The sequence below is a fragment of the Antarctobacter albus genome, assembly GCF_900101505.1.
GTDB classification, from domain to species: Bacteria; Pseudomonadota; Alphaproteobacteria; order Rhodobacterales; family Rhodobacteraceae; genus Antarctobacter; species Antarctobacter albus.
Window position 1 is genome coordinate 345,090 of the sequence record NZ_FMZI01000003.1, and the last position, 24,975, is coordinate 370,064.

25 protein-coding genes are annotated in these 24,975 nt (G+C 65.6%); 8 read left to right on the plus strand and 17 right to left on the minus strand.

Annotation, left to right across the window (positions count from 1 at the left end):
- Positions 1–43 precede the first annotated feature (43 nt).
- Positions 44–442, plus strand: coding sequence for a cupin domain-containing protein (locus tag BLQ71_RS07265; RefSeq protein ID WP_043136513.1), 399 nt, complete (start codon positions 44–46; stop codon positions 440–442).
- A gap of 11 nt (positions 443–453) precedes the next feature.
- On the opposite strand, the gene BLQ71_RS07270 is transcribed toward BLQ71_RS07265, so the two are convergent.
- The 4 genes from BLQ71_RS07270 to BLQ71_RS07290 form a co-directional block, all read right to left on the minus strand.
- Positions 454–876: a VOC family protein gene (locus BLQ71_RS07270; protein WP_074621214.1), complete on the minus strand. Its 423-nt coding sequence runs from the start codon at positions 874–876 to the stop codon at positions 454–456.
- A 370-nt stretch (positions 877–1,246) separates the two neighbouring features.
- Positions 1,247–2,704, minus strand: coding sequence for a dihydropyrimidinase (hydA, locus tag BLQ71_RS07280; RefSeq protein WP_074621215.1), 1,458 nt, complete (start codon positions 2,702–2,704; stop codon positions 1,247–1,249).
- 58 nt (positions 2,705–2,762) lie between these two features.
- Positions 2,763–3,044 (minus strand): GIY-YIG nuclease family protein, encoded by a 282-nt coding sequence (locus BLQ71_RS07285; protein ID WP_088702302.1) that lies wholly within the window; start codon positions 3,042–3,044, stop codon positions 2,763–2,765.
- A 129-nt stretch (positions 3,045–3,173) separates the two neighbouring features.
- Positions 3,174–4,424: a Zn-dependent hydrolase gene (locus BLQ71_RS07290; protein WP_043136528.1), complete on the minus strand. Its 1,251-nt coding sequence runs from the start codon at positions 4,422–4,424 to the stop codon at positions 3,174–3,176.
- Between the two features lie 149 nt (positions 4,425–4,573).
- On the opposite strand from BLQ71_RS07290, the gene BLQ71_RS07295 reads away from it, so the two are divergent.
- A complete protein-coding gene (locus BLQ71_RS07295) occupies positions 4,574–5,209 on the plus strand; it encodes a TetR family transcriptional regulator C-terminal domain-containing protein (RefSeq protein WP_052244212.1) in 636 nt (211 codons plus the stop codon).
- Between the two features lie 195 nt (positions 5,210–5,404).
- Here the strand turns inward: BLQ71_RS07295 and preA are convergent, their stop codons facing one another.
- From preA to BLQ71_RS07310, 3 genes are all read right to left on the minus strand, one after another.
- Positions 5,405–6,709 carry an NAD-dependent dihydropyrimidine dehydrogenase subunit PreA gene (gene preA / locus BLQ71_RS07300; protein ID WP_074621216.1) on the minus strand — a complete coding sequence of 435 codons (1,305 nt, stop codon included), beginning with the start codon at positions 6,707–6,709 and terminating at the stop codon, positions 5,405–5,407.
- Between the two features lie 90 nt (positions 6,710–6,799).
- On the minus strand, positions 6,800–8,128 hold the full coding sequence (locus tag BLQ71_RS07305) for an NAD(P)-dependent oxidoreductase (RefSeq protein WP_074621217.1): 1,329 nt from the start codon (positions 8,126–8,128) through the stop codon (positions 6,800–6,802).
- A 174-nt stretch (positions 8,129–8,302) separates the two neighbouring features.
- A complete protein-coding gene (locus BLQ71_RS07310) occupies positions 8,303–8,971 on the minus strand; it encodes an OmpA family protein (protein WP_074621218.1) in 669 nt (222 codons plus the stop codon).
- A 252-nt stretch (positions 8,972–9,223) separates the two neighbouring features.
- Here BLQ71_RS07310 and BLQ71_RS07315 point away from each other — a divergent pair, with 252 nt between their 5' ends.
- Positions 9,224–10,441, plus strand: a complete 1,218-nt coding sequence (locus tag BLQ71_RS07315) for a trypsin-like serine peptidase (protein WP_074621219.1) — start codon at positions 9,224–9,226, stop codon at positions 10,439–10,441.
- Positions 10,441–11,952, plus strand: a complete 1,512-nt coding sequence (locus BLQ71_RS07320; protein WP_074621220.1) for an SH3 domain-containing protein — start codon at positions 10,441–10,443, stop codon at positions 11,950–11,952. The genes BLQ71_RS07315 and BLQ71_RS07320 overlap by 1 nt, the downstream gene beginning before the upstream one ends.
- Positions 11,953–12,047: 95 nt before the next feature.
- On the opposite strand, the gene BLQ71_RS07325 is transcribed toward BLQ71_RS07320, so the two are convergent.
- From BLQ71_RS07325 to BLQ71_RS07350, 6 genes are read right to left on the minus strand one after another with little or no spacing between them, the layout of a single operon-like run.
- Positions 12,048–12,737: an ABC transporter ATP-binding protein gene (locus BLQ71_RS07325; protein ID WP_074621221.1), complete on the minus strand. Its 690-nt coding sequence runs from the start codon at positions 12,735–12,737 to the stop codon at positions 12,048–12,050.
- On the minus strand, positions 12,734–13,483 hold the full coding sequence (locus BLQ71_RS07330) for an ABC transporter ATP-binding protein (RefSeq protein ID WP_069209134.1): 750 nt from the start codon (positions 13,481–13,483) through the stop codon (positions 12,734–12,736). Before BLQ71_RS07330 ends, BLQ71_RS07325 begins: the two co-directional genes overlap by 4 nt.
- Positions 13,476–14,459 carry a branched-chain amino acid ABC transporter permease gene (locus tag BLQ71_RS07335; RefSeq protein WP_074621222.1) on the minus strand — a complete coding sequence of 328 codons (984 nt, stop codon included), beginning with the start codon at positions 14,457–14,459 and terminating at the stop codon, positions 13,476–13,478. The genes BLQ71_RS07330 and BLQ71_RS07335 overlap by 8 nt, the downstream gene beginning before the upstream one ends.
- Complete coding sequence (locus tag BLQ71_RS07340) at positions 14,456–15,376, minus strand: branched-chain amino acid ABC transporter permease (protein ID WP_074621223.1); 921 nt, start codon at positions 15,374–15,376, stop codon at positions 14,456–14,458. Before BLQ71_RS07340 ends, BLQ71_RS07335 begins: the two co-directional genes overlap by 4 nt.
- A gap of 54 nt (positions 15,377–15,430) precedes the next feature.
- Entirely contained in the window at positions 15,431–16,567 is a 1,137-nt protein-coding gene (locus BLQ71_RS07345; protein WP_074621224.1) for an ABC transporter substrate-binding protein, read from the minus strand.
- A 23-nt stretch (positions 16,568–16,590) separates the two neighbouring features.
- The gene (locus BLQ71_RS07350) at positions 16,591–16,827 is read right to left on the minus strand and encodes an Lrp/AsnC ligand binding domain-containing protein (protein WP_043136551.1); all 237 of its coding nucleotides are present in this window, start codon (positions 16,825–16,827) and stop codon (positions 16,591–16,593) included.
- A gap of 130 nt (positions 16,828–16,957) precedes the next feature.
- Here BLQ71_RS07350 and BLQ71_RS07355 point away from each other — a divergent pair, with 130 nt between their 5' ends.
- From BLQ71_RS07355 to tsaA, 3 genes are read left to right on the plus strand one after another with little or no spacing between them, the layout of a single operon-like run.
- Entirely contained in the window at positions 16,958–17,743 is a 786-nt protein-coding gene (locus tag BLQ71_RS07355) for an SDR family NAD(P)-dependent oxidoreductase (RefSeq protein ID WP_043136552.1), read from the plus strand.
- A 10-nt stretch (positions 17,744–17,753) separates the two neighbouring features.
- Positions 17,754–18,605: an SMP-30/gluconolactonase/LRE family protein gene (locus tag BLQ71_RS07360; RefSeq protein WP_074621225.1), complete on the plus strand. Its 852-nt coding sequence runs from the start codon at positions 17,754–17,756 to the stop codon at positions 18,603–18,605.
- A gap of 32 nt (positions 18,606–18,637) precedes the next feature.
- Positions 18,638–19,135, plus strand: a complete 498-nt coding sequence (gene tsaA, locus BLQ71_RS07365; RefSeq protein WP_074621226.1) for a tRNA (N6-threonylcarbamoyladenosine(37)-N6)-methyltransferase TrmO — start codon at positions 18,638–18,640, stop codon at positions 19,133–19,135.
- Here tsaA and BLQ71_RS07370 read toward each other — a convergent pair.
- Together BLQ71_RS07370 and BLQ71_RS07375 are read right to left on the minus strand one after the other, a co-directional pair.
- A complete protein-coding gene (locus BLQ71_RS07370) occupies positions 19,127–20,638 on the minus strand; it encodes a malonate--CoA ligase (protein WP_074621227.1) in 1,512 nt (503 codons plus the stop codon). The genes tsaA and BLQ71_RS07370 overlap by 9 nt on opposite strands.
- A gap of 64 nt (positions 20,639–20,702) precedes the next feature.
- Positions 20,703–23,309, minus strand: coding sequence for a PAS domain-containing hybrid sensor histidine kinase/response regulator (locus BLQ71_RS07375; RefSeq protein ID WP_175459226.1), 2,607 nt, complete (start codon positions 23,307–23,309; stop codon positions 20,703–20,705).
- Positions 23,310–23,597: 288 nt separating this feature from the next.
- Here BLQ71_RS07375 and BLQ71_RS07380 point away from each other — a divergent pair, with 288 nt between their 5' ends.
- Positions 23,598–24,200 carry a response regulator gene (locus tag BLQ71_RS07380; RefSeq protein ID WP_043136561.1) on the plus strand — a complete coding sequence of 201 codons (603 nt, stop codon included), beginning with the start codon at positions 23,598–23,600 and terminating at the stop codon, positions 24,198–24,200.
- Between the two features lie 21 nt (positions 24,201–24,221).
- Here the strand turns inward: BLQ71_RS07380 and BLQ71_RS07385 are convergent, their stop codons facing one another.
- Positions 24,222–24,461, minus strand: a complete 240-nt coding sequence (locus BLQ71_RS07385) for a DUF3253 domain-containing protein (RefSeq protein ID WP_088702304.1) — start codon at positions 24,459–24,461, stop codon at positions 24,222–24,224.
- The gene (locus BLQ71_RS07390; protein WP_069209127.1) at positions 24,448–24,939 is read right to left on the minus strand and encodes a histidine phosphatase family protein; all 492 of its coding nucleotides are present in this window, start codon (positions 24,937–24,939) and stop codon (positions 24,448–24,450) included. Before BLQ71_RS07390 ends, BLQ71_RS07385 begins: the two co-directional genes overlap by 14 nt.
- Positions 24,940–24,975: the final 36 nt, after the last annotated feature.

The following is a 24,975-nucleotide window of genomic DNA, read 5'->3' on the forward strand; positions in this document are numbered from 1 at the left end:
CTGTAAGCTGGACATTCAGGATGTTGGATACCGGGGATCTACCATGACCGACTGCAAAAAGCTGCGCCCGGGGGGCACATATGACGGCAAGCAGGGTTTTTCCTATTTCGAGGGCATCGCGAAGGAGACCGCCGGCGCGCAGGGGATCTGCATGCACCTGCTGACGGTCCCGCCGGGCGGGCGGGCCAGGGCGCATAAACATGCGACCCATGAGACCGCGATCTATGTCATTTCCGGCAGGGCGAAAATGTACTGGGGCGAGCGGCTGGAACATTGCATGGAGACGGGGCCGGGCGACATGATCTACATCCCGGCGGATGTGCCGCATCTGCCGCTGAACGACGGTGACGAACCCGCCGTGGCGGTGATCGCCCGCACCGACCCGCATGAACAGGAATCCGTGGTCCTGCTGCCCGAGCTGGAGGCGCTGGTTCCGGCCTGACGCGGGCACGCTCATTCCGGCATCTCCCAAAGCGCGGGGTCCGCGAATTCCACGCTGTTGCCCGCCGGATCCCGCACATAGACGGATCGCGGCCCGTGCGGCCAGTTGAAATCGCTTTCGATCCCGATGCCGTTTTCCGTCAAGTGTGCGACCATCGCGTCCAGGTCCGTCCCCGGCACAGAGAAACACAAGTGCCCCGGTCCGCGCGCCCCATGCGGCGGCACGGGCAGGGCGCCCGGCTTGGGCGGCTGCTCCGTGGCCTCCGCGATGAAGGCCAGCACGACCGATGCGCCGCAGCGAAAGAAGACATGCCGCCCCTCGACCCGGATGATCTTTTCCAACCCCAGAATGCCGCCATAGAAGTCCTCGGTGGCGTCGAGGTCATCGACGTAGACGGCGGCCTCGAGGACGCCGGAGAGGGTAGGGGCGGTCATCGGGCCTCCCTCGGCGAAAGGAGATCTCGGCGTGCCCAAAACCGCCAAGCCAGCCAGATAATGGCCGCGACGGCCACTGGTCCAAGAAAGTACAGGTAAAACCTGTCAATCATGCCCCCCGGAGCGTCACAATTGAAAACCATTTGTCCTTCACCACCCGAACCAAGTTCCGGCGGGACGAACGTTGGCGGTTGGCTGCAGTGGATCAAGCCGGAAATGATGTTCTGAACAAGGGAACCCGCAGCCAGAACGGCAAGGCCAATCGACACCCAGACATGCAACCAGCGACGCGATGCCCACATCAAGGCCCATGCCAAGCCGACATATAGCGCCAGCGTGACCACCAAGGATATGAGCATCGCACCAAGCATCACACCCCGCTCGCCGGGATGCCGGTGCGCGTCACCGGGCGCGGCGCGGTCAGTTCCTTCCACTTCGACAGCGCCTTGTTCGTGGGCGTGCCCGGCGTGCGCTTGACGAACTGCCCGTGACCTTCGCGCGACCGCAGCTCGCCGTCGTGCACCGCCACATGGCCCCGCGTCAGGGTAAAGCGCGGCAGGCCCTTGACCTGTTTGCCCTCGAAGACGTTGTAATCGATCGAAGACACCTGGCTGGCGGCACTGATGGTTTTTTCCTTTTCCGGGTCCCAGACCACGATATCCGCATCAGACCCCACCCGGATCGCCCCCTTGCGGGGGTAGCAGTTCAGGATCTTGGCGATATTGGTCGAGGTCATGGCGACGAATTCCTCGGGCGTCAGCCGCCCGGTGCCCACGCCATGCGTCCAGAGCATCGGCAGCCGGTCCTCAAGCCCGCCGGTGCCGTTGGGGATCTTGGTGAAATCGCCCACGCCATAGCGTTTCTGATCGGTGGTGAAGGCGCAGTGGTCCGTCGCCACGACCGAGAGAGAGCCGGACATCAGCCCGTGCCACAGGCTTTCCTGGTGTTTCTGGTTGCGGAAGGGCGGCGACATCACGCGGCGCGCGGCATGGTCCCAGTCCTTGTTGAAATACTCGCTTTCGTCCAGCGTCAGGTGCTGGATCAGCGGCTCTCCCCAGACGCGCTTGCCCTGCTGGCGCGCGCGCCGGATCGCCTCATGCGCCTCTTCGCAGGAGACATGCACGATATAAAGCGGCACACCGGCCATGTCGGCGATCATGATCGCGCGGTTGGCGGCCTCGCCCTCGACCTGCGGCGGGCGCGAATAGGCATGTGCCTCGGGTCCGGTGTTGCCCTCCGCCAGCAGCTTTTGCGACAGGTCCGCCACCACGTCACCGTTCTCGGCGTGGACAAGGGCGATCCCGCCCAGCTCACCGACGCGCTGGAAGCTGGCGAACATCTCGTCGTCCTGCACCATCAGCGCGCCCTTGTAGGCCATGAAGTGCTTGAAGGTGGTGATGCCGCGGTCCTCGACGACGGTCTTCATCTCGTTGAAGATCTGCTCGCCCCACCAGGTCACCGCCATGTGGTAAGAGTAATCGCAATGCGCGCGACCGGACTTGTTGTCCCACATCTGCAGCGCGTCCAGCAGGCCCTGGCCGTCGGGCGAGGGCAGGGCGAAATCCACCACCATCGTCGTCCCGCCGGCCAGTGCCGCCCGGGTGCCGCTGTCGAAATCATCGCTGGAATAGGTGCCCATGAAGGGCATCTCCAGGTGCGTATGCGGGTCGATCCCGCCCGGCATGACGTAACAGCCGGTGGCGTCCAGCTCCTCGTCGCCCTTCAGGTTCTCGCCGATCTCGGTGATGATCCCGTTCTCGACCAGCACGTCGCCCTTGTAGCTGAGATCCGCCGTGACGATGGTGCCGTTCTTGATGACTGTGCTCATGTGTTTGTCTCCCTGGTGTATCCCGCCCCGGCCCTGAGCCGGGGCCGCGCCCCGGACATCAAGGGATGGCGTGTATCATGTCCTGCCAGTTCGGGTTGAACTCGGTGATCAACTGGTCTTTCCACGCGCGTCGCCACCGTTTCAGGCGGCGTTCCCGGCGCAAGGAACTCTCGAATTCCGCGTGTTCCTCGAACCAGACCAGTGTGTGGATACCATATCGTGCCGTATGTACCGAAAGCCCGGCGCGATGTGCCGCGACGCGGTCGCGCAGGTTGGTGCTGCGGCCGATGTAGAGTGCGCCCCCCGGACGAGCGGCCATGATGTAGACGAAATGAGCCACCGGTCCTGAGTGCCGAATTTCGGTAAACAAAGTGTAAACCCCGCCCCGGCCTCCGCGCCGGGGCCTCGCCGGCTCGGAACGGCAGGAGGTCCCGGATCAAGTCCGGGACGGGGTCTCCGGTCCGCGGTGTCACTCCACAATCTCCGCCGTCTCCACCACCGCGTGGAACAGCACATCCGCCCCCGCCTTGGCCCAGTCCTTGGAAATCTCCTCGGCCTCGTTGTGGCTCAGCCCGTCCACACAGGGGCACATCACCATCGCCGTCGGCGCCACCCGGTTGATCCAGCAGGCGTCATGCCCGGCGCCAGAGATGATATTGCGGTGCGAATAGCCCAGCCGCTCCGCCGCGTTCCGGATCGCCGCAACACAGCCCTCGTCGAAATCCACAGGGTCGAAGCCACCAACCTTCTCGAAGTCCACCTCAAGCCCCATGTGGGTGCAGATCTCCTCTGCCGCCGCCTTCAGCCGCGCCTCCATGTCCCGGATCACCGCCAGTTCGGGAGAGCGGAAATCGACGGTGAATACCGCCTTGCCGGGGATCACGTTGCGCGAGTTCGGGTAGACGTCGATATGCCCCGCCGCGCCTACCGCGTGCGGGGCGTGCGACAGCGCAATTTCCTCAACCTTCTCCAGGATGCGCGCCATTGCCAGCCCTGCGTTCTTGCGCATCGGCATCGGGGTCGAGCCGGTGTGCGCATCCTTACCCGTCACCGTCACCTGCGTCCACGACAGCCCCTGGCCATGCGTGACCACGCCCACGTCCACGCCCTCGGCCTCGAGGATCGGACCCTGTTCGATGTGCAGTTCGAAAAAGGCATGCATCTTGCGCGCGCCCACCTCCTCGTCGCCCTTCCAGCCGATCCGTACCAGTTCGTCGCCGAAGGACTTGCCCTCGGCATCCTCGCGCGCATAGGCCCAGTCCTGCTCATGCACCCCGGCAAAGACACCCGAGGACAGCATGGCCGGGGCAAACCGCGTGCCTTCCTCGTTGGTCCAGTTGGTCACGACGATCGGGTGTTTCGTCTTGATGTCCAGGTCATTCAGCGTCCGGATCAGTTCCAGCCCGCCCAGCACACCCAGCACCCCATCGTACTTGCCGCCCGTCGGCTGGGTGTCGAGGTGAGAGCCCACATAGACCGGCAGCGCGTCCGGGTCGGTGCCCTCGCGCCGGGCGAACATGTTGCCCATCGTGTCCAGCCCCATGGTGCAGCCCGCCTCTTCGCACCAGCGCTGGAACAGGGCGCGCCCTTCGCCATCCGCGTCGGTCAGCGTCTGGCGGTTGTTGCCCCCGGCGACACCGGGGCCGATCTTCGCCATTTCCATCAGGCTGTCCCACAGCCGGTCGGCATTGATGGTCATGTTTGCAGCAGGTGCGGCCATGTCGTATCTCCCCGTGAAATTCCCCGTCTCTCGCGGGTGTTCCGATTTGACCAACCGGTCAAATCAACGCTACCAGAGGGAAGGAGTCAGTCAAGCGTCCTGCCGTCAATTCCGGCAGATGCTGTTAAATAGGGCAGGGGCGCGTGGCCATGATCGGAAAATCGGCATCGGGACAAAGTGGAAAAGCCGCGCCGCAGACCCGTATCCAACGGGCCAAGCGCGAGGCGATCCTCGAGGCCGGGCTGACGGTCTTTTCCGAGGCCGGGTTCCGCGGCGCCACGCTGGATCGGATCGCCAGCGAGGCGGGCCTGTCGAAACCCAACCTGCTCTACTACTACCCTTCCAAGGAGGCGATCTACGAGGCGCTTCTGCGCGGTCTTCTGGAAACCTGGCTGGACCCCCTGCAGGCCATCGACCCAATGGGCGAGCCGGTCGAGGAATTGCTTGGCTACGTGCGCCGCAAGCTGCAGATGTCGCGGGATTTCCCGCGCCAAAGCCGGCTCTTCGCCAACGAAATCGTGCAGGGCGCGCCCCGGATCATGCCCGTGCTCGAGGGCGAGCTGCGCGGCATGGTCGACAGGCTGGCGATGGTGATCGAGGGCTGGATTGCCGAGGGGCGGCTGGCGCCGGTCGACCCGCGCCACCTGATGTTCTCCGTCTGGTCGCTGACCCAGCACTATGCGGATTTCGACGTGCAGGTGCGTGCCGTGCTGAACGCGGACGACCCCTATCCCGGGGCCGAGACGCATCTCGAACTGTTGTTCCGGCGTTTGCTGACGCCCTGACGGCCCCCGAAGACCGGACAACGCATTCCGGGCCGGGCCGTTGAGGGGGCGCTGCCCCCGTCTCCCTACGGTCGACTCCCCTGGAGGTATTTGAGGCCCAAAGAAACACCGGTCCGCGCCCATGTTTCTTTGGGCCAAAAATACCTCCGGGGTGAATGGCGCCGCAGGCGACAGAGGGGCAGCGCCCCTCCTGCCTTACTCCGCCGCCTTGGCCATCGGGTTGTTCGGATGCGTCGTCCAGTTGGCATAGTCGTCCGACACGGTCTTGCCCGTGCGCGGGTCGGTGCTGCCCGCCGCCATCCGCTCCATGGTGATGCAGTCCTCGACCGGGCAGACATCGATGCACAGGTTGCAGGCCACGCATTCCGCGTCGTTGACCTCGAAGACACGGCCTTCCTTCATCCAGATCGCCTGGTGGCTGGTGTCCTCGCAGGCGGCATAGCAGCGGCCGCACTTGATGCAGGCGTCCTGGTCGATCTTGGCCTTGGTGACGTAGTTCAGGTTCAGGTACTGCCAGTCGGTGACATTGGGCACCGCCTTGCCGATGAATTCGGAGGTCGAACGATAGCCCTTCTCGTCCATCCACTGGCTCAGCCCGCGCTTCATCTCTTCGACGATCCTGAAGCCATAGGTCATGGCCGCCGTGCAGACCTGCACGTTGCCGCAGCCCAGCGCCATGAACTCTGCCGCGTCGCGCCAGGTGGTCACGCCACCGATGCCGCTGATCGGCAGGCCATGCGTTTCCGGGTTGCGCGCGATTTCCGAGACCATCGACAGCGCGATGGGTTTCACCGCCGGGCCGCAATAGCCGCCGTGCGATCCTTTGCCGTCTATCGTCGGCTCGGGGGCGAAATTGTCGAGGTCGACCGAGGTGATGGAGTTGATCGTGTTGATCAGGCTCACTGCGTCGGCGCCGCCGTTCTTCGCCGCCGCGGCAGGCTTGCGGATGTCGGTGATGTTGGGCGTCAGCTTCACGATCACCGGCTTGTCGTAGTATTGCTTGCACCAGCGGGTGACCATCTCGATGTATTCCGGCACCTGGCCCACAGCCGAGCCCATGCCGCGTTCGGACATGCCGTGCGGACAGCCGAAGTTCAGCTCGATCCCGTCACAGCCCGTCTCCGCCACGCGCGGCAGGATCGCCTTCCACGACGCCTCGTCGCAGGGCACCATGATCGAGGCGATCAGCGCCCGGTCGGGGTAGTCCGCCTTCACCCGCGCCATTTCCTCGAGGTTGGTTTCCAGGGGGCGATCGGTGATCAGCTCGATGTTGTTGATGCCCAGAACCCGCCGGTCGGCGCCGTAGACGACGCCATAGCGCGGGCCGTTCACGTTCACGACGGGCGGGCCCTCTTCGCCGAGGGTCTTCCAGACCACGCCGCCCCAGCCCGCCTCGAAGGCGCGGCGGACGTTGTATTCCTTGTCGGTCGGCGGCGCCGAGGCCAGCCAGAAGGGGTTGGGCGAGGTGATGCCCAGGAAATCGGTTGTCAGATCAGCCATCTCAACGTCTCCATTTGATCCGTCGCGCCCCGGACTTGATCCGGGGCCTCTTGCTTGGGTCGGAGGTCCCGGGGCAGGCCCGGGACGGGGTCACTGCGCCATCAGCGTCGCGTGAATGTCCTCTGCGGCGTCGCGGCCTTCGGCCACGGCGACAACGGTCAGGTCCTCGCCGGGCGTGCAGTCGCCCCCGGCCCAGACTCCCGCGACCGAGGTCCGCCCGGCGCCGTTCACCTTGACCTTGCGGCCCTCCAGGTCCAGCCCGTCGACCGGCGCCAGGGTCTGGCCGATGGCGCGGAACACCTGGTCGGCGGGCAGGCGGATGGTTTCGCCCGTGCCCTGCAGCTTGCCGTCCACCAGTTCGGTGTATTCCAGCTCGATCTCGCGCACCGCGCCGTTGCCGTGCATGGCGACAGGCATCACGTTGAACATCAGCCGCACGCCTTTGGACGCCGCCAGGTCCTGTTCAAATCCGCTGGCGGGCATTTCCTCGCGCGAGCGGCGATAGGCCAGCGTCACTGTCTCGGCGCCCAGCAGTTTCGACTGCACGGCGGCATCCACGGCGGTCATGCCGCCGCCGATCACCACCACGTTGCGGCCCACCGGCAGGGCGGCCAGGTCGTCGCTCTGCCGCAGGTCGGAGATAAAGCGCACCGCGTCCTCGACCCCGGCCTTTTCGCCGCCCTCGATTTCCAGCAGGTTCACCCCGGCCAGGCCGACGCCCAGGAACACCGCGTCGAAATTCTCGCGCAGCCCGTCCAGGGACACTTCGACCCCCAACGCGTTGCGGTACTCGATGGTGATGCCGCCGATGCCCAGCAGCCAGTCGACCTCGCGCGCGGCATAGCCGTCCACGGTCTTGTAGGCGGCGATGCCGTATTCGTTCAGCCCGCCGGGCCGGGGCCGCGCCTCGTAGATGGTGACCGCGTGGCCCTTCATCGCCAGCCGGTGCGCGCAGGCCAGTCCCGCGGGGCCGGCGCCCACAACCGCCACGCGCTTGCCGGTCTCGGGGGCGCGGTCAAAGGGGTGGCCCTGCCGCGCCATCAGTGCATCGGTGGAATAGCGTTGCAGCCGCCCGATCTCGACCGGCTTGCCCTCGGCGGTCTCGCGGACGCAGGCCTCTTCGCACAGCGTTTCCGTGGGGCAGACCCGGGCGCACATGCCGCCCAGGATGTTCTGTTCGAAGATCGTCTTGGCCGCCGCCTCCGGCTGGCCGGTGGCGATCTGCCGGATGAACAGCGGGATGTCGATTTCGGTGGGGCAGGCGGTCACGCAGGGCGCGTCGTGGCAGAAATAGCAACGGTCCGCCGCCACCGCCGCCTCGTGCGGGTCGTAAGGCGCGTGAAGATCCTCGAAGTTCCGAGCCAACTGATCCTGGCTGAGGCGCCCGGACTGGATGCCGGGGGTCTGCGGGCTGGTCATGGCCTCTCCCTGTTTTTTTCCTGTTCTGTGGACTCAGCCTGCCACAGGTCGGAATTTTATCAAACGGTAAAATTCTGCCCCGGCCAGAAACCCGCTGTTTTTCCGCCCTCTGCCCACCCGCGCAGCAAAAAGGGGGCCGCCGGCCCCCTTGTCTTCGGCAGGTCGCCCGGCTGGTCAGGCGCCGGGCACCAGCACCAGCTGAACACGGCGGTTCTCGGCGGCATCCGGCGCGCGCGTGTTCTTGAGATAGTCAAAGCCCACGCCCACCGCCTCGATCTGGCCGGTGCCCAGGCGCATGGTGCCCTGGACATAACGCGCGACGGCATTGGCCCGGCGCTGCGACAGCGCCTTGTTGTAGGCCGCGCCCCCCACCGCGTCGGTGTGGCCGATGAAGATCAGCTTGCTGTCCTTCAGCCGCGGATCGCTGAGCGCATTGGCCAGGGTCGACAGTTTCGCCATCGCCTGCGGCGTCAGCGCGTCCGAATCGTAGGCAAAGAGCACCTCGAGGTCGATGGTCGGCAGCGGTTCGGGCTTTTTCGTGCGGTCCTCGATGGCGATGGCCACGCCGGCCCGGGCCGGCGTGGCCGAGGCCGGCGGCTTGGGCTTGCGCTCGACCACGCCCAGGTTGACCACGTCGTCCAGCGTGAACTTGGCCCCGCCGCCGAATTCGGCGTTGTCGCAGGCCGTCGGATCGACAAGGCAATCGCGCATCTCCGCGGCGGCGGCATCCGGCTTGGGCGGATCCCCGAGAGAGAAACTGTCCAGCGTCACGGTCGACTGGGCGAAGGCCACGCCGGGCAGGACCAGCGCGGCGGCGAAAAGGGGAAGGATCGTCTTGGTCATGGCAATATCCAGCGTTGGTCAGAAGGAAAGCAGGTATTTCGGCACGATTGCCAGCTGCACCCGGCTGAGTGTCGTGCCTGGGCCAGGGCGGCAAGGATCAGAATGGGAAATGAACGGTGCATCGCGGCCCCCGGAAAATATGGGGACAAGATACCCGAAATCCCCTGCTTTTTCCACTTACCGCATTTTTTCCAAGCGCGCAGGTAGGGATTTGCTATGCTTCCCCCGGATTTGTCTGACCAGAGGATTGCCATGCCCCGCGTTGTCCGCCCGTTTGCCGCTGCCTCTGCCGTGGCGCTCTGCCTCCTGCCCGCACAGGCCCCGGCCCAGGACGGGATCCAGAAGGAACTGGCCATCGAGGGCTACAACAACGAGGCGATCTATACCTACGCCGAAAGCTCGGACTTCCGAAGGCTGGGCCGGGGCGTCGGCAAGCTGCAGATCCGGACCGACGCGGGCGAAAACCCCTGCACTGCCTTCCTGGTTGATGCCACCCATATCCTGACCAACTACCATTGCATTCCCGGCGTGCTGGAAGACCCGCGCATCGGCGCCACGGAAATCACCTCGGTCACCTGGATCGCCGGGTTCGTCGAGCCGGGCCGGGACGAGGAAACCGCGCGTTTCACCGTCAACCCGGTCCCGGTCGAAAGCTCGGCAGAGCTGGACTATTCCGTGCTCGAGGTGACGGGCGTGCCGACCGACCGCTTTCCGCCCTTGCCGCTGTCCGATGCCCCGCCGGTCGAGGGGATGCCCTTCTGGATCATCGGCCACCCGATGGGCAAGTCGCAGCACATCAGCCGCGAGGGCTGCCGCGCCGCGCGTCCACCGCTGGAAAAGGCGCCCGAGGCCCAGTCGGGGCAGCGGGTGCGCCATACCTGCGATACGCTGGGCGGCAATTCCGGCTCTCCGATCATCGACAGTTCCGCCCGCCGGGTGATTGCCCTGCACAACTCCGGCAACCGCAATGTGGGCATCAACTACGGCATCCCGATGGCCGAGATCCTGGCGCAGTCAAAGGTGCTGCTTAAACCGGGCCCCGTGGCAAAACCCAAGGCGCTGCCGATGCTCATGTCGGCCTTTCCCGCCAGTCTTGGCGTAGGTGGGGAACTGTCGCTGGTGGCCGACATGCCTGCCGACTGCACACCGGCTTTTGTCGACATCTCGCCCAGCCTGCAACTGACGCCGATCCCGCTGGAAGTCTTCGAGAAGGTCGATCTTGGTCCCGGCCAGACCCGCTACCAGGTCACCCCGACCAGCCGCTATGCCGTCGTGGTGCAGGAACAGGACGAAAAGGGCGAACATCGCATCGGCTATCTCTGCAGCAGTAGCGGCGTCAGCGATGCCGAACAGTTGAAATCGGCCCTGCGGCTGGTGGTGGCCGACCTGAACAAGGGGCAGCTTTCGGGCAAGGTCACACTCGATGGCGGTACCGTCGACTACGCCTTCAAGAGCTACGTGATCGAGTAATGTGCCTGATCCGCGCGGTCCTCGCCGCGACCCTGACCCTGATTGGCAGCGCCGCCCTTTCAGCCGAGATCTCCCTGCGCGACGACCTGCGCCCGCGGCTGTCACAGCTCTGGCCGATCTACGGCGAGGAAACGAACACTGGCCGCAACCGTCCCGTGGTCCTTCCGGCGGGTGAAGAAGATGGATACTATCCCAACGGCCTGCGGATCATCTCGGTCTCGGGTGTGATTGAACCCGGCGATGCCGAGCGGCTTGCCGCGATGATCCGGGTAGCGGTCCCTGTTCCAGCATTTGTCATCGTCTTCGACAGCCCAGGCGGCAATTTCGCGGAAGGGGTCAAGATCGGTCGCCTGCTGAGCCACTATCGTGAGGGAAATGCTGCTCCGAAGCTGCATGGCGTGATCGTCCTTGACGACGCGGAGTGCATGTCCGCCTGCGCCGTGGCATTCACCTTGGCGGCCAAGCTACGCGATTCCGGTCGGTCGGTGCGCTATGTCGAACAGGGGGCGCAGCTGGGCTTTCACATGCCGTACGTCCCGGTGGACCAGCAAGATCGCCAGACTGAAATCGTTGCCGCGATGGACCTCACCTATCAGATCATGTCGGAATACATTCGTTTGATCGGCAACGGCATCGCGCCCTCGGCGTTGGTGCAAAATGCGCTTCACTACCGCCGCCCCGACGCGTTCTTTCTGTTGCGTGGGGGGCTGGTGACGCGGTTCATGGACTTTGTCCCGGTCGCGGGGCCGAAGGGCAGTACGCCATTGGCTCTCTCTGGCCTAACCCAGCGCGACGCGCTCAACATGTGCCAGTATCTGACCTATTCGCAGGGGCGCGACATGATCGCCGCCGAATACGAGTTCTGGCCGGTCGACATAGGCAGCGAATTTCCCGATGACACCCCGCTCAAGACCCTTTTCGAAAGATACGGCGATCGCCGGCTGGCCAATGACGGGTGCAGTATCGAGTGGCAGCAGGGCGATATACTGGGCATTGCCGCCTTCGGTGACTGTGGCCGCCGGTCCACCGGCAGCGGATGGTGTGCGGCGCCGCGAAACAACAACGGTTACACCCAGCACCGGGGCGACCTTCCGCGCGCCACTGGCGCCCTGCTTGGGGACAGCCTCGGCTGTCACGGCGGAAACCTGACCACCCGCTATTACCGCTGGGACGCGGGCAACCGGTTCTTCGAAGAGGAAGACCCCGAGGCCTACAGCTGGGTCGGAGAACGCCATGACGCGCCCGAAGCGCCGATCCTGTCGATGGACTGGTCCGGCGCGCGGCTCGAAACCAATCTCAACATTCGCAGCGCGCCCGGCGGCGACCGTCTCGCCCGCTGGTCCGAGGGCACCCCGGTCGAGGTGCTGGACTGCACCCTTTCTGCGGACGGGCAGGGGGTCTGGTACCAGGTCCGCGGCGAGGGGCAGACCGGCTGGGCCAGCGCCCGCTACCTCGAGGTGCCGGCGTTTGCGGGATGGGATCTGATGATCCGGCCGGGCGGTTTCGAATAGGCGGGCAGGAGGCGGGTTAACGAAACCTGACCGCTTTGTACGAAATGCTGGAATCGCCGTACGTTTTGTACAAAACGTACAAACCGCGACGGGGGTCAGACGCCCAGGTAGCGGTGCGCCAGTTCCGGGTCCAAGCCATCCAGCGCCCCGGTCCAGGCCGTGCGCCCCCGGTTCAGGATCACCGCCCGGTCAGAGACCTGCGTCAGTTCCTTCAGGCTCTTGTCGATGATCAGAATGGCCATGCCCGTCTCTCGCTTAAGCTGGCTGATGGCCTCCCAGATTTCCTGCCGGATCAGCGGTGCCAGCCCCTCTGTCGCCTCGTCCAGGATCAGCAGGCGCGGGTTCGTCATCAGCGCCCGGCCGATCGCCAGCATCTGCTGTTCCCCTCCCGACAGCGACCGCGCCACCTGTGTCCGGCGTTCGCCCAGGCGCGGAAACAACATGCCCACCTTGCCCATGTCCCAGGGGCCGGGACGGGCGGCGGCGGTCAGGTTCTCCTGCACCGTCAGGTCCGCGAAACAGCGCCGCCCCTCGGGCACCAGACCAATCCCCAGCCGCGCGGCGCGGTGCGCGGGAAGACGGCGCAAGTCCTTGCCGTCAAAAGAAATATCCCCCTCGGCGCGCAGCAGGCGGCAGATGCATTTCACCGTGGTCGTCTTGCCCATGCCGTTGCGCCCCATCAGCGCCACGACCTCGCCCGAGGCGACCTGAAGGTCGACCCCGAACAGCGCCTGGCTGGCGCCGTAGGTGGCTTTCAGCCCTTCGACCTGCAAGAGCGCGCTCATGCTTCGTCCCCCAGGTAGGCTTCGCGCACGGCCTTGTCGCGGCGGATTTCCCCGACCGTTCCACTGGCGATCACGCGGCCATAGACCAGCACGCTGACCCGGTCGGCCAGCGCAAAGACCGCGTCCATGTCATGCTCCACCAGCAGGATCGGCGCCTGCGCCCGCAGCCCGTCCAGAAAGCCGGTCAGTTGCGCCGAGCCCTCGGTGCCCAGGCCCGCCATCGGCTCGTCCATGACAAAGGCGCGCGGTTCCAGCGTCAGCGCCACCGCCACCTCCAGCTTGCGCCGCTCGCCATGCGACAGCTCTGCCGCCCGCATCGCCCGTTGCCCGGCCAGTCCGACCCGCTCCAGCGCCGCCTCGGCCCGGTCCCGGATCGCCCGGTCGCGCAGCACCGGGCGGAACATGCCAAAGGGGCGGCCCTGCGCGCCAAGCGCCCCCAGCGCGACGTTCTGAAGAACCGTGTCCTCCATTGCCAACTGACTGATCTGAAAGGTTCTTGCCAACCCGGCGCGGGCGCGGGCCTGCACCGGCAGGCCGGTGACATCCCGGCCATCCAGCACCACCTGCCCGGCATCCGGGGCCAGCGCACCGCTGATCTGCGCGATCAGCGTCGACTTTCCGGCGCCGTTCGGACCGATGATGGCATGGATCTCTCCGGCGCGCAGCGAGATCGAGACGTCATCCGTCGCCTGCAGGGCGCCGAACGCCTTGCGCAGGTCCCTGGTTTCCAGAACCGCCTCAGCCATGCGCCCGCGCCTTTCCGGCGATCAACCCGATGACGCCGCCGCGTCCGAACAGAACGATGACCAGCAACAGCAGGCCGAACCAGATGTGCCAATAGTCGGACCAGCCGCCGATGTAATGTTCCAGAACCACGAAGAGGCAGGCGCCGACGACTGGGCCGAACAGGCGCGCTGTGCCGCCGATGATGATGAAGACGATGAACTCTCCGGACAGTTGCCAGCTGAACATGGTGGGCGAGACAAAGCGGTTGAGGTCTGCGAACAGCGCTCCTGCCAGCCCGGTGATCGCCCCCGAGATCGTGAAGGCCACAAGGCGCAGGCGGAACGGGTCCAGCCCCACGGCGCGCACCCGGTCGGGCACCTGACGCGCCGCGTTCAGCGCAAGGCCGAAGCGCGAGCGCGCCAGCGCACCGTTGAACCCCAGCGCCAGCACAAGTGCCGCAAGGCAAAGGCCGTAAAACTGGATCGGGATCAAGGTGTTGAGGCCGGGAAACCCGTTGCGGACATAGATCGACATGCCGTCCTCGCCGCCGTAGGCGGACCAGGAAATCGCGAAATAGTAGAACATCTGCCCGAAGGCGAGCGTGATCATGATGAAATAGACGCCGCTGGTGCGCAGCGACAGCAGGCCGATGACCAGTGCCGCCAGCGCTGAGGCGATCACTGCCACCAGCCAGATCACCGGCATGGATTTGGTGCCCTCGATCAGGAAGGGCGCCTCCATCAGCGGCATGTAATTCTGCGCGTGAAAGGCGAGAATGCCCATCGCATAGCCCCCGATGCCGAAAAACACCGCGTGGCCAAGGCTGACGAGCCCGCCGATCCCCAGGGCGATGTTCAGCCCCACCGCCGCCAGCGACAGGATCACGGCGCGGGTGGCCAGCGTGATGGTAAAGGGCTCATCCGCCAGATGTGCGTAGATTGGCAGCGCGACGAGGCCTGCCAGAACGGCGAGATTGAACAGGGTCTCGCGGGTCATGCGCGTGCTCCGAACAGGCCCGTCGGGCGCCAGACCAGGACCACGGCCATCAGGATGTAGATCGCCATCGAGGAGAGCGAGGCGCCGGTCTGGGTGGCGGCGGCGGGGGCCATGAAGAGCTTGAAGAGTTCGGGCAGGAAAACCGAGCCCAGCGTGTCCGTCAGTCCCACCAGCAGGGCGCCTACAAGCGCGCCCTTGATCGAGCCGATACCGCCGATCACGATGGTGACAAAGGCCAGGATCAGAACGGGTTCGCCCATGCCCACCTGCACCGACTGGATCGCGCCCACCAGCGCACCGGCCAGTCCCGCCAGCGCCGCGCCGAGCGCAAAGATGAAGGTATAGAGCCGGTCGATATCGACACCCAGCGCGGCGATCATCTCGCGGTCGTTTTCGCCGGCGCGGATCTGCACGCCGATCCGGGTCCGGGCGATCAGCCAGAAGAGACCCGCCGCCACGGCAAGACCGGCGAGGATCAGCGTCAGCCGGTACAGCGGATACTCGATGCCGCCGGGCAGGGTCACGGGGCCGGACAGCGCATCCGGCACGTCGAGGTAGAGCGGAAATGAGCCAAAGACCCAGCGGGTGCCTTCCGAAAAGACGAGGATCAGCGCAAAGGTGGCCAGCACCTGGTCAAGGTGGTCGCGATCGTAGAGCCGCCGGATCACCACCAATTCGATCAATGCGCCGGCCGCCGAGGCGCCCGCCAGCGCGGCCACCAGTCCCAGCGCGAAGGACCCGGTTGCCGCCGCCGCCGCCGCCGCACAAAAGGCGCCCACCATGTAGAGCGAGCCATGCGCCAGGTTGATCAACCCCATGACGCCGAAGATCAGCGTCAGCCCGGCCGCCATGAGGAAAAGCATGATGCCGGATTGCAGACCGTTCAGGATCTGCTCGAGGATCAGGGTGGTTGTCATGGGGAATGTCGTTGGGTCGGACGCCCCGGGACGGCCCCGGGGCGTACAGGTGTGTTACATCTTGCAGTCGTCGACGTAGGCGTTTGCGCGGTCTTCCATCGCGGTGGCGACGATCTTGTTGGTATAGATGTCGCCTTCCTTGATGACCTCGCGAACGTAGACGTTCTGGATCGGGTGGTTGTTGGCCGCGAAGGAGAATTCACCCCGCACGCTGTCGAACTCTGCCGCCTTGAGAGCTGCACCGAAACCGGCCTCGTCCGAGATATCGGCCTTGTCCAGCGCCGAGAGCATCAGGTTGGCTGTGTCATAGCCCTGCGCCGCGTAGATCGACGGAAGGCGGTCGTATTTCGCCTGGAATGCCTCGACGAAGGCGGCATTGGCGGCGTTGTCCAGATCCTTGGACCAGGTCGAGGAGTTCTTGACCCCCAGTGCCGCGTCGCCCACCGCCTGCAGGATGCCCTGGTCAAAACTGAACGCCGGACCGACCAGCGGCAGGTCCACGCCCGAGTCCGCGTATTGCTTGAGGAAGGAGATGCCCATGCCGCCGGGCAGGAAGAAGAAGACGGAATCCGCGCCGCTGGCCCGGATCTGGGCGATTTCTGCGGCATAGTCGGTCTGGCCCAGCTTGGTATAGACCTCGCCCGCCAGGTCACCCTCGTAGAAGCGCTTGAAGCCGGTCAGGCTGTCCTGGCCCGCCGGATAGTTGGGCGCAAGGATGAAGGTGTTCTTGAACCCGGCCTGCGTCGCATAGGCGCCCGCGCCCTCGTGCAGGTTGTCGTTCTGGTAGGAGACCGAGAAATACCTGGCATTGCAGCCCCGCCCAGCCAGTTGCGCCGGCGCGGCGTTGGTCGAGAGATAGAACTTGCCCTGAGCCGTGGCCGAGGGCACCACCGCCATCGCGAGGTTGGACCAGACGATGCCGGTCAGCAGGTCGACCTTTTCCGACTGGATCATCTTGTCGGCCAGCTGCACCGCCACGTCGGGTTTGCGCTGGTCGTCCTCGATGACCACCTCGATGTCGGTCCGCCCCGATTGTTCGATGGCCAGCATGAAGCCGTCGCGCGTGTCGATGCCCAGGCTTGCGCCACCGCCGGACAGCGTGGTGATCATGCCCACCTTGACCTCGGCCGCGGCCGGCAGGGCCAGGGCGGCGCAGAGCAGCCCGCCCATCGTCAATGTCTTGAGACTCATGGAATTCTCCCGGTTGTCAGATGTCAGAACGCGCGGAACGTCAGCGTCGTCAGCGTGCGTTCGATCCCGTCGATGTCCAGCAGGTTGTCGTTGATGAATTTGCCCGTGTCCTCTTCCTTTGGGATGTAGATCTTGAGGAGCAGGTCATACTCGCCGCTGGTCGAGTAGAGCTCGGAATGGATTTCGCGCAGGGCGATGTCGCCGGCCACGCGATAGGCGGTGCCGGGGCGGCATCGGATCTGGACGAATACGCAGTTCATGGAACCCTCCTTTCCGGTCGTGCGCCGACTAGACCCGATATCGCGCCATGATTCCAGCCCTTTGACAGGCTCTTGCGCGGAACGGTCTGCGCGGCGAGAGTGACAGGGATGTCTGCAGGGGAGAAAGCCAGTGACCGAACAACTTGCAGGGGGTGCGGCGTTCCCGGACCTGCGCGGCACGTCGGTCTTCATCACCGGCGGCGGCGCGGGGATCGGGGCCGCGCTGACCGAGGCTTTTCTTGAACAGGGGGCCCGGGTTGCCTTTTGCCAGCGGTCGGACGTGACGGTGTTCTGCGACCGGATGGAAACACGGCACGGCAACCGACCGCTGTTCCTGCAATGCGACGTCACGGATGAACCCGCTCTGCGCGCCGCGATGGCCGAGGCCGCCAGCGAACACGGCCCGATTACCGTGCTGGTCAACAACGCCGCCAACGACACCCGCCATGACACGCTGGATATCAGTTCCGACGAATGGGACGATCTGATCGCGGTCAACCTGAAAAGCTATTTCCTGACCACGCAGATCGCCGTGCCCGGTATGATGGAGGCGGGCGGCGGCGCCATCGTCAATTTCAGTTCGATCAGCTACATGCTGGGCATGGCAGAGATGACGGCCTATACCACCGCCAACGGCGGGATCACCGCCATGACGCGGGGCCACGCGCGCGAATTCGGCCGCGATGGCATCCGCGTCAATGCGGTTGCGCCCGGATGGGTGCTGACGGAACGCCAGTTGCGGCTCTGGGCTTCGCCCGAGGCGCTGGACGACTTCCTGACCAAGCAGTGTCTTGGCCGTCACCTGGAACCGGCGGATCTTGCCGGACCCGTGCTGTTCCTGGCCTCGCAGGCCAGCGCCATGATCACCGGACAATGCCTTGCCGTCGATGGCGGGGTTGTCACCACCGCCGCCTGAAGGATCGAAGATGACCCAACCCGCCACGCTTTCCGCCACCCGCTGCACCCTTGGCGAAGGGGCGTTGTGGCACCCGGACCGGAACAGCTTTCTGTGGTTCGACATCCTGGGTCACCGGCTGTACGAGCACGACGGGCAACAGGAACGTCACTGGCAGTTCGACCGGGCGGTGTCGGCGGCGGGTATTGTGGACGCCAAGCGCCTGCTGATCGCCTCCGAGCGGGACCTGTTCCTGTTCGATCTCGACGTCGCCACCGAATCCCGTCTTTGCGATCTCGAAGCCGACAATCCCGTCACGCGGTCCAACGATGGCCGTGCTGATCCGCTGGGTGGGTTCTGGATCGGGACGATGGGCTACGCGGGGGAAACCGGCGCCGGGGCGATCTATCGCTGGTACAAGGGAGAGCTGCGCAGGCTCTTTGCCCCGATCAGCATTCCCAACGCGATCTGTTTCGCCCCTGATGGTGGGCAGGCCTATTTCACGGACACGCCGACCGGGGTGATCCGCCGCGTCGCGCTGGATGCCGAGGGCTGGCCCACGGGCGATCCTGAGGACTGGCTGGACCTGCGGCCCGAGGGGCTGAACCCCGACGGTGCCGTGACGGATGCCGAGGGCAACTTCTGGAATGCGCAATGGGAGGCAAGCCGCGTCGCCTGTTATGCGCCGGACGGGCGTTTCCTGCGCGCACTGGACCTGCCGACGCCGCAGACGACCTGCCCGGCCTTCGGCGGACCGGAGTTCACCCGGCTGATGGTCACCTCTGCCGCCGAAGGCCGCCCGGATGAGGACAGGGTGGCAGGGAACACCTTTGTTTTTGAAACGGACGCGCAGGGCAGGGCAGAACCGCGCGTTCTTGTCTGACCCCGTCCCCGATGACCTACAGGGATTTGACAATGTCCACATCCATCCATCGCGACCAGCTGCGCCCCGGAGAAACCCTTGCCGAGTTTCCGCCCGCCACCGACGCGGGCTTGCGTTTCATCGGCCGGATCGAGACGCCTTTCAGGGTGCGCGCCGATTGCCCCCGGCAGGGCGACCCCGAGACTGGCCCGGACTGCACCGTGACCCTCGATCCGGTCTATGCGCCCGCGCTGGACGGGATCGAACAATTCGAGTTCATCGAACTGCTCTACTGGCTGCATGAGGCCCGGCGCGACCTGCTCACCCAAAGCCCCAAGGCCGATGGCCGGACACGCGGCACCTTTTCGCTGCGCAGCCCGCTGCGTCCCAACCCCATCGGAACAAGTATCGTCCGGCTGATCGAACGCGACGGTCCCCGGCTGATCGTGCGCGGGCTGGATTGCCTGTCCGGAACGCCGCTGCTCGACGTGAAACCCTATCGCTGCGATTTTGCCGTGCAGGCCCGCGCCAAGCCGGGCGTCTCAACTTGAGAATAGCCCCGCGAAACGCTCGCGCAGGGCGGCTTTCTGAACCTTGCCCATCGTGTTGCGCGGCAGGGCGTCGATGACCTCCATGTGGCGGGGATGCTTGAACCGGGCCAGTTTCGCCGAGACCTCGGCGTCGATGGCGTCAAGGTCGGGCGTCTGGCCGGGTTCAGGAACGATGACTGCCACCGGGGTCTCTCCGAAATCCGGATGAGGCACGCCGACCACGGCGCTTTCCAGCACGCCCGGTTGGTCGTCCAGCAGTTCCTCGATCTCCTTGGGGTAGATGTTGAACCCGCCCGAGATGATCAGGTCCTTGCCGCGTCCGACGATGGTGACATAGCCATCCTCGCTCATCTGGGCGAGATCGCCGGTGATGAAAAAGCCGTTCTCGCGCAGCTCGGCGGCGGTCTTTTCCGGCATCTGCCAGTAGCCCTGAAACACGTTCGGGCCGCGTACCTCGAGCATGCCGATCTCGCCGCGCGGCAGTTCGGTGCCGGCCTCGTCGCAGACCTTGGCCTCGACCCCCGGCAGGGGCAGGCCCACGGTGCCGGCGCGCCTGTCACCGTCATAGGGGTTCGAGGTGCTCATGTTGGTTTCGGTCATGCCGTAGCGTTCCAGGATGCGGTGGCCGGTGCGGGCTTCGAACTGGCGATGCGTTTCGGCAAGCAGGGGCGCCGAGCCGGAGATGAACAGACGCATGTCGCCCGCAACCTCGACGCCAAAGCGCGGGTTGTCCAACAGGCGGGTGTAGAAGGTCGGCACCCCCATCAGGCTGGTCGCCCTGGGCATCCAGTCGATCAGCGCGTCGGTGTCCAGTTTCGGGAAAAACACCATCGTGCCGCCCGCCGCCAGCATCACGTTGGTCGCCACGAACAACCCGTGGGTGTGAAAGATCGGCAACGCGTGCAGCAGCACGTCGTCCCTGGTGAACCGCCAGAGGTCGACCAGGGTCAGAGCGTTGGACAAGAGGTTGTCCTGGCTCAGCATCGCACCCTTGGAGCGGCCCGTGGTACCCGAGGTGTAGAGAAAGGCGGCAATGTCATCGCTTGCGCGCGGTTCGACGGGGGCCTCTTCGGGGGCTGCGTCTGCCCGTTCGGCCAAGGTGCCGGCCCCATCCGGACCCAATGTTTCGCAATGGGCGCCGCAGCGCGCGGCAACCTCGCCCAGCAGGCGGGCGTCGGCCGGGTCGCAGACCAGCACTCGCGCGCCCGAGTTCTCGACGAAATAGGCGATCTCGTCCCCGGTGTAGCCGGTGTTCAGCGGCAGAAAGACAATCCCGGCCTGGATGCAGCCAAAGACCAGGGCCAGCGCGTCGGCGCATTTTTCGACCTGCAAGGCCAGCCGGTCGCCGGGTTCCAGCCCCAGTTCGCGCAGCGCCCCGGAGAACTGGGCCACGCGCGCGGTGAACCCGGCATAGCTGATCTGCCCACCGTCCGGGAGGTGCAGAAAGACAGAGCTGTTCGCGGTCTGATGACCAAGGAGCGTGTCGTAAAGCGGATTGGACATTGGGCTCTCCTGCTGCGCTGGCCCCTCGTGTTTAAACGCAGCGTGCACAGGGGGTAAAGCGGGCTCAGTGCAACTGTTCTACCGGGCGCAACACGGCGGAAAGTGCGTCGCGCGTCGTCTGCCAGCATTCGGCCAGATCGGCCTGGCGCCCGTCCAGCTCCATTGCGTTCCCGGCCTTGGCCGCCTGCTCGATCTCCTGCAGCAGCGTCATCAGCCGGGCCGCGCCCATCATCGCGGCAGACCCGGCCATGCGGTGGGCCTCCGCGGCCAGGGTCGCCTGCCCAGTGATCCCGGCCTTGGCGAGGTCGGGCATGGCATGCTGAAAATCGGTCATCTCGAACAGGAACCTTTCGTGCAGGTGCCGCAGTCGCGCCGGGGCGAGGTCCTGGCGCATTTCCTCCAGGTGAGCCTCGTCGATCACGGTGGTCTGGTCACCGGGCGCGGGCGGGCGGGTCGCGAGAGGGCGGACCGCTGCACCTGCTGCCAAGACCTCGGTCAGGACAGTGCGGATCGCGTCAAGCGTCAACGGCTTGATCAACACCGCCTGCATCCCGGCCGCATGAAAGGCCTCGACCTCTTGCGGCAGGGCATGGGCGGTGGTGGCGACCACGGGGGTTGCCGCGTTGATTCCGGCGCTGTGCCGCAAGGCGCGCGCCACGTCGATCCCGTCCATGCCGGGCATCGAGATATCCATCATCACCACGTCGAAACGCCGGGTTCCGAGGGCGGAAAGCGCCGCCTCGCCACTGTTGGCTGTCTCGACCCGGTGGCCGTCGCGTTCCAGGAGGTCGCGGCCCACCAGGCGGTTGATCTCGTTGTCCTCGACCAGCAGGACATCGCAGGCCGGGGGGCGCTCGCAGGGCTCCGGGCTGGGCACCTCTGGCATGGGTTTCTCTTCCGGCGGGGCCAGCGGCACCCGCAACCAGAAAACGCTGCCGTCCCCCGGTTCGCTTTCCACGCCCAGCTCACCCCCCAGGACCGTGGCCAGCCGCAGCGAGATGCCCAGCCCCAGCCCCGTGCCCGAGGTGCTGCGTCCATAGGTGCTGTCGATGGTGACGAAATCCTCGAAGATCCGGTCGATGTCCTCTTCGGCGATGCCGATCCCGGTGTCCGTCACGCGCAGTTCGACCGACTCCAGCCCGGCGGCGCAGTCGGCCTCCAGCGTGATCCGCCCGTTCCATGTGAACTTGATCGCGTTGCCGACGAGGTTCAACAGGATCTGGCGCAACCGGTCGGGATCGCCGTAGACCCGGTGCAATTCGGGGTTTGGGGGCACCAGGATCAGCCGGTTTCCCCGGGCGCTGGCGTGCTGGCCCTGGTTGTCGACGATGTCTTCCAGCAGTCTAACCAGGTCAAAACCGCTCTTGCGCAGTGTCATCTTGCCCGCGTCCAGCCGCGAGATGTCCAGCACGTCGTTCACATGGCCCAGCAGGATACGGCCCGAGTCGCGCACGATCCGCAGGTAGCGTTGGTGACGCGCGTCCAGCGACTGGTCATCGACCAGTTCCAGCGTGCCCAGCATCCCGTTCAGCGGCGTCCGCATTTCGTGGCTCATGACGGCCAGCAGTTCGGCTTTCTGTTTTTCGCCTGCGATGGCGCGGTCGCGGGCGCGTTTCAGCTCGGCCTCGTTGCGGACCCGGTCCGAGATGTCGCGCAGGAAGGCGATGTAGATTTCGCCGGCGGGACTTTGCGCCCGGGCCAGGGAAAGGTCGACGGGAAAGACCGTGCCGTCGCTGCGGCGGGCGTCCAGCCGCACGATCCCTTTGCCGATCACCCGCGCGTCACCGTCACGGCGGAACCGGGCCATCCCGCGCCGGTGCGCGGCGCGGTAATGATCCGGTACGATCAGGTCGGCCATGTCCGCCCCCAGCGCCTGGTTGCGATCATAGCCGAAGATGCGCTCGGCGGCGCCGTTGTAGTCCAGGATGCGCCCGGCGGCATCCGAGACCACGACCGCGTCCAGCGACGTGGACAGGATCGTCTCGATCCGCTCGCGTGTCTCGCGGTTGGCACGGGCCTCGGCGTCGCTCTTGCGGGCCAGCCGGAACAGCATCAGCGCCAGAACCGCCAGGAGGATCACGAGGGCGACGGTCAGAAGGCCGACGCGCACCATGCTCCGGCTCAGGCTGTCGCGCTGTTCAAAGCCCTGTTGGGAAAAGAACTCGACCCCGGCCAGGGTGGTGTCGCGCACGGTGGTGCGCACCGACCTTGCATCTTCTGCCAGGTCGGGCAGGGCGGCCCTCAGGGCCTCGTCCGGCCCGTCGATCAAGGGCAGCCAGGTGCTGCGAAACGTCCGGATTTCCTCGATCCGTTCGGGCATCACGCCGATCTGCATCAGGGTTTCGAACCTGTGGCTTTCGGTCAGCGTCTCGACCCGGCTGTAGAAGATGTCATAGCGCAGACGTACATCGCTCAGCGAGACGTCGCCCGTATCGGCGCGCAGGGCGGAAATTTCCAATGCCATCAGTTCGACCTCGGCCTGGCCCAGGGTCCACTGCATGTTGTCCGCCGCCGACGAGGCCAGCCGGCGTGTCTGCTGTTGCAGGTCCAGGACCAGCACCGCGATGGACACCACGATCATCACAATGACGATCCCCGTCAGCCAGTTCGGCAGGCTGGACATCCAGCCGGGCCCATCGCGGCCCGGGGTGCGTTCGGGTCCCTGGGTCACGCGGTGCTGCCGCCCGAGGACGAGGGCGGGCGACTGCATCTCTGCGTGACCGGGGCGTGGGTGGCTTGGATCATCCGGATCTCCTGGCTGGCCAACGGCCCTCTCCAGAAAAACGGGGCAGAGAGGCGGGCGCAAGGGGCCAAAGCCGGTCAAAGTGTCATCTGACCGGAACTGATGTTTGTAATAGGTAGCGTTTTCTGTATCTTTCAGGGTTCCTGAGGCGCCGTGGCGGGCTAGACTGCCACTGTGCGTGTATCCGCCATCGGCGCAGATGGGACGAGTTGAAAGATGAGAATTCTGGTTGCAGACGACCACGACCTGGTGCGGGACACGATTGCGGCTTATCTGGACGGTGCGGATGTCGAAGAAGTCTGTACCGTGGCCACGCTGCAGGATGCGGTTTCGCTCGCCAAATCGAGCGGCAGTTTCGATCTCGTGCTGCTGGACTATAACATGCCTGGCATGAACGGGCTGGAGGGGTTGGAACGCATGCGCGCCGCGAACGAGGGGCGCCCGGTGGCGATCCTGTCCGGCAGTGCCACGCGCGACGTGGCCACGGCGGCGCTGAAGGCGGGGGCACAAGGGTTCATCCCCAAGACGCTCAGCGCCCGGTCGTTGCTGACGGCAGCCCGTTTCATGGCCGCCGGAGAGGTCTACACTCCGATCGAGTTCCTGAAAACCGGCGGCAAGGGCGAGGATGACATTCTTACCCGCAGGGAACAGCAGGTCCTGCAGGGCATCTGCGAAGGCAAGTCAAACAAGGAAATCGCCCGCGACCTTGACCTGCAGGAGGTCACCGTAAAGCTCCACGTCAAGACGCTCTCGCGCAAGCTGGAGGCGCGCAACCGGACCCATGCCGCGATGATCGGGCGGGACCGGGGACTGATCTGAACGCCGGTTTCGGACCCGGGGTCAATCCCGGTGCAAAGACAACCGGATCGGGCCGAAGGCGCCAGTCGGGTCGACCGGGCGCCCTTTCTGGGTGGCGACCAGCGGCAGGGTTGCCGCGACCTGCCGGACGCGGGGCATCAGCGGGCGCCAGTCGCTGGCCAGTGTCTTTGCCGCCTCTGACGGGCACAGACTCTTGCCGGGTCCTCTTGCGCGGGCCAGATCCATCAGAACTGCGGCGATCTCTGCGTCAGTTGGGGCCATAGCGGCGGCGTTCAATCGTCACCCGTCCCTGTGCATCCGCCCGAACGATGTGAAGGTCGCCGTATTCGATGGGCATTGGCTCGGACAGGCCCAGGTCCTCCCAGATCGTGGCGATATTGCCCTTGTTGCCAATCCAGATCAGCGTCTTGCCCGCGCCGCTCTGCACGAGGCCGGCGGTCGGCGCCTCTTGTGGCAGGCGGTTCACGGCCAGCCCACGGGCGCCCGCCAGCGGCGCGGCGGTGTCGAGGTTGCGCTTTATGCCGGGGCTGAAGATCAGGTCGATGTCGAAATCCTTGACCGCCTGCACCAGCGCCCGCGCGCGTTCGCGCCCCCGCGCATTCAGGTCCTCGCCGTCGCGGTCGGCATGGCGTGTGACGATCAGCGTGGAGTTGGGGGCAAGCGCCAGGGCCTGCCCGGGCATCATGCCGCAGGCGGGCACAAGCGCGGCGGCGCCCAACAGGAAGAAACGGCGGTTCATGGCATCCCTCGTCTGTTTTTTGATAGCCTAACCCTA

Excerpts from the sequence above, each read along its gene's own strand:
- BLQ71_RS07265 (WP_043136513.1), top strand. The coding sequence starts at position 44 with ATGACCGACTGCAAAAAGCTGCGCCCGGGGGGCACATATGACGGCAAG.
- BLQ71_RS07270 (WP_074621214.1), bottom strand. The coding sequence starts at position 876 with ATGACCGCCCCTACCCTCTCCGGCGTCCTCGAGGCCGCCGTCTACGTC.
- hydA (WP_074621215.1), bottom strand. The coding sequence starts at position 2,704 with ATGAGCACAGTCATCAAGAACGGCACCATCGTCACGGCGGATCTCAGC.
- BLQ71_RS07290 (WP_043136528.1), bottom strand. The coding sequence starts at position 4,424 with ATGGCCGCACCTGCTGCAAACATGACCATCAATGCCGACCGGCTGTGG.
- BLQ71_RS07295 (WP_052244212.1), top strand. The coding sequence starts at position 4,574 with ATGATCGGAAAATCGGCATCGGGACAAAGTGGAAAAGCCGCGCCGCAG.
- preA (WP_074621216.1), bottom strand. The coding sequence starts at position 6,709 with ATGGCTGATCTGACAACCGATTTCCTGGGCATCACCTCGCCCAACCCC.
- BLQ71_RS07305 (WP_074621217.1), bottom strand. The coding sequence starts at position 8,128 with ATGACCAGCCCGCAGACCCCCGGCATCCAGTCCGGGCGCCTCAGCCAG.
- BLQ71_RS07310 (WP_074621218.1), bottom strand. The coding sequence starts at position 8,971 with ATGACCAAGACGATCCTTCCCCTTTTCGCCGCCGCGCTGGTCCTGCCC.
- BLQ71_RS07315 (WP_074621219.1), top strand. The coding sequence starts at position 9,224 with ATGCCCCGCGTTGTCCGCCCGTTTGCCGCTGCCTCTGCCGTGGCGCTC.
- BLQ71_RS07320 (WP_074621220.1), top strand. The coding sequence starts at position 10,441 with ATGTGCCTGATCCGCGCGGTCCTCGCCGCGACCCTGACCCTGATTGGC.
- BLQ71_RS07325 (WP_074621221.1), bottom strand. The coding sequence starts at position 12,737 with ATGAGCGCGCTCTTGCAGGTCGAAGGGCTGAAAGCCACCTACGGCGCC.
- BLQ71_RS07330 (WP_069209134.1), bottom strand. The coding sequence starts at position 13,483 with ATGGCTGAGGCGGTTCTGGAAACCAGGGACCTGCGCAAGGCGTTCGGC.
- BLQ71_RS07335 (WP_074621222.1), bottom strand. The coding sequence starts at position 14,459 with ATGACCCGCGAGACCCTGTTCAATCTCGCCGTTCTGGCAGGCCTCGTC.
- BLQ71_RS07340 (WP_074621223.1), bottom strand. The coding sequence starts at position 15,376 with ATGACAACCACCCTGATCCTCGAGCAGATCCTGAACGGTCTGCAATCC.
- BLQ71_RS07345 (WP_074621224.1), bottom strand. The coding sequence starts at position 16,567 with ATGAGTCTCAAGACATTGACGATGGGCGGGCTGCTCTGCGCCGCCCTG.
- BLQ71_RS07350 (WP_043136551.1), bottom strand. The coding sequence starts at position 16,827 with ATGAACTGCGTATTCGTCCAGATCCGATGCCGCCCCGGCACCGCCTAT.
- BLQ71_RS07360 (WP_074621225.1), top strand. The coding sequence starts at position 17,754 with ATGACCCAACCCGCCACGCTTTCCGCCACCCGCTGCACCCTTGGCGAA.
- tsaA (WP_074621226.1), top strand. The coding sequence starts at position 18,638 with ATGTCCACATCCATCCATCGCGACCAGCTGCGCCCCGGAGAAACCCTT.
- BLQ71_RS07370 (WP_074621227.1), bottom strand. The coding sequence starts at position 20,638 with ATGTCCAATCCGCTTTACGACACGCTCCTTGGTCATCAGACCGCGAAC.
- BLQ71_RS07380 (WP_043136561.1), top strand. The coding sequence starts at position 23,598 with ATGAGAATTCTGGTTGCAGACGACCACGACCTGGTGCGGGACACGATT.
- BLQ71_RS07385 (WP_088702304.1), bottom strand. The coding sequence starts at position 24,461 with ATGGCCCCAACTGACGCAGAGATCGCCGCAGTTCTGATGGATCTGGCC.
- BLQ71_RS07390 (WP_069209127.1), bottom strand. The coding sequence starts at position 24,939 with ATGAACCGCCGTTTCTTCCTGTTGGGCGCCGCCGCGCTTGTGCCCGCC.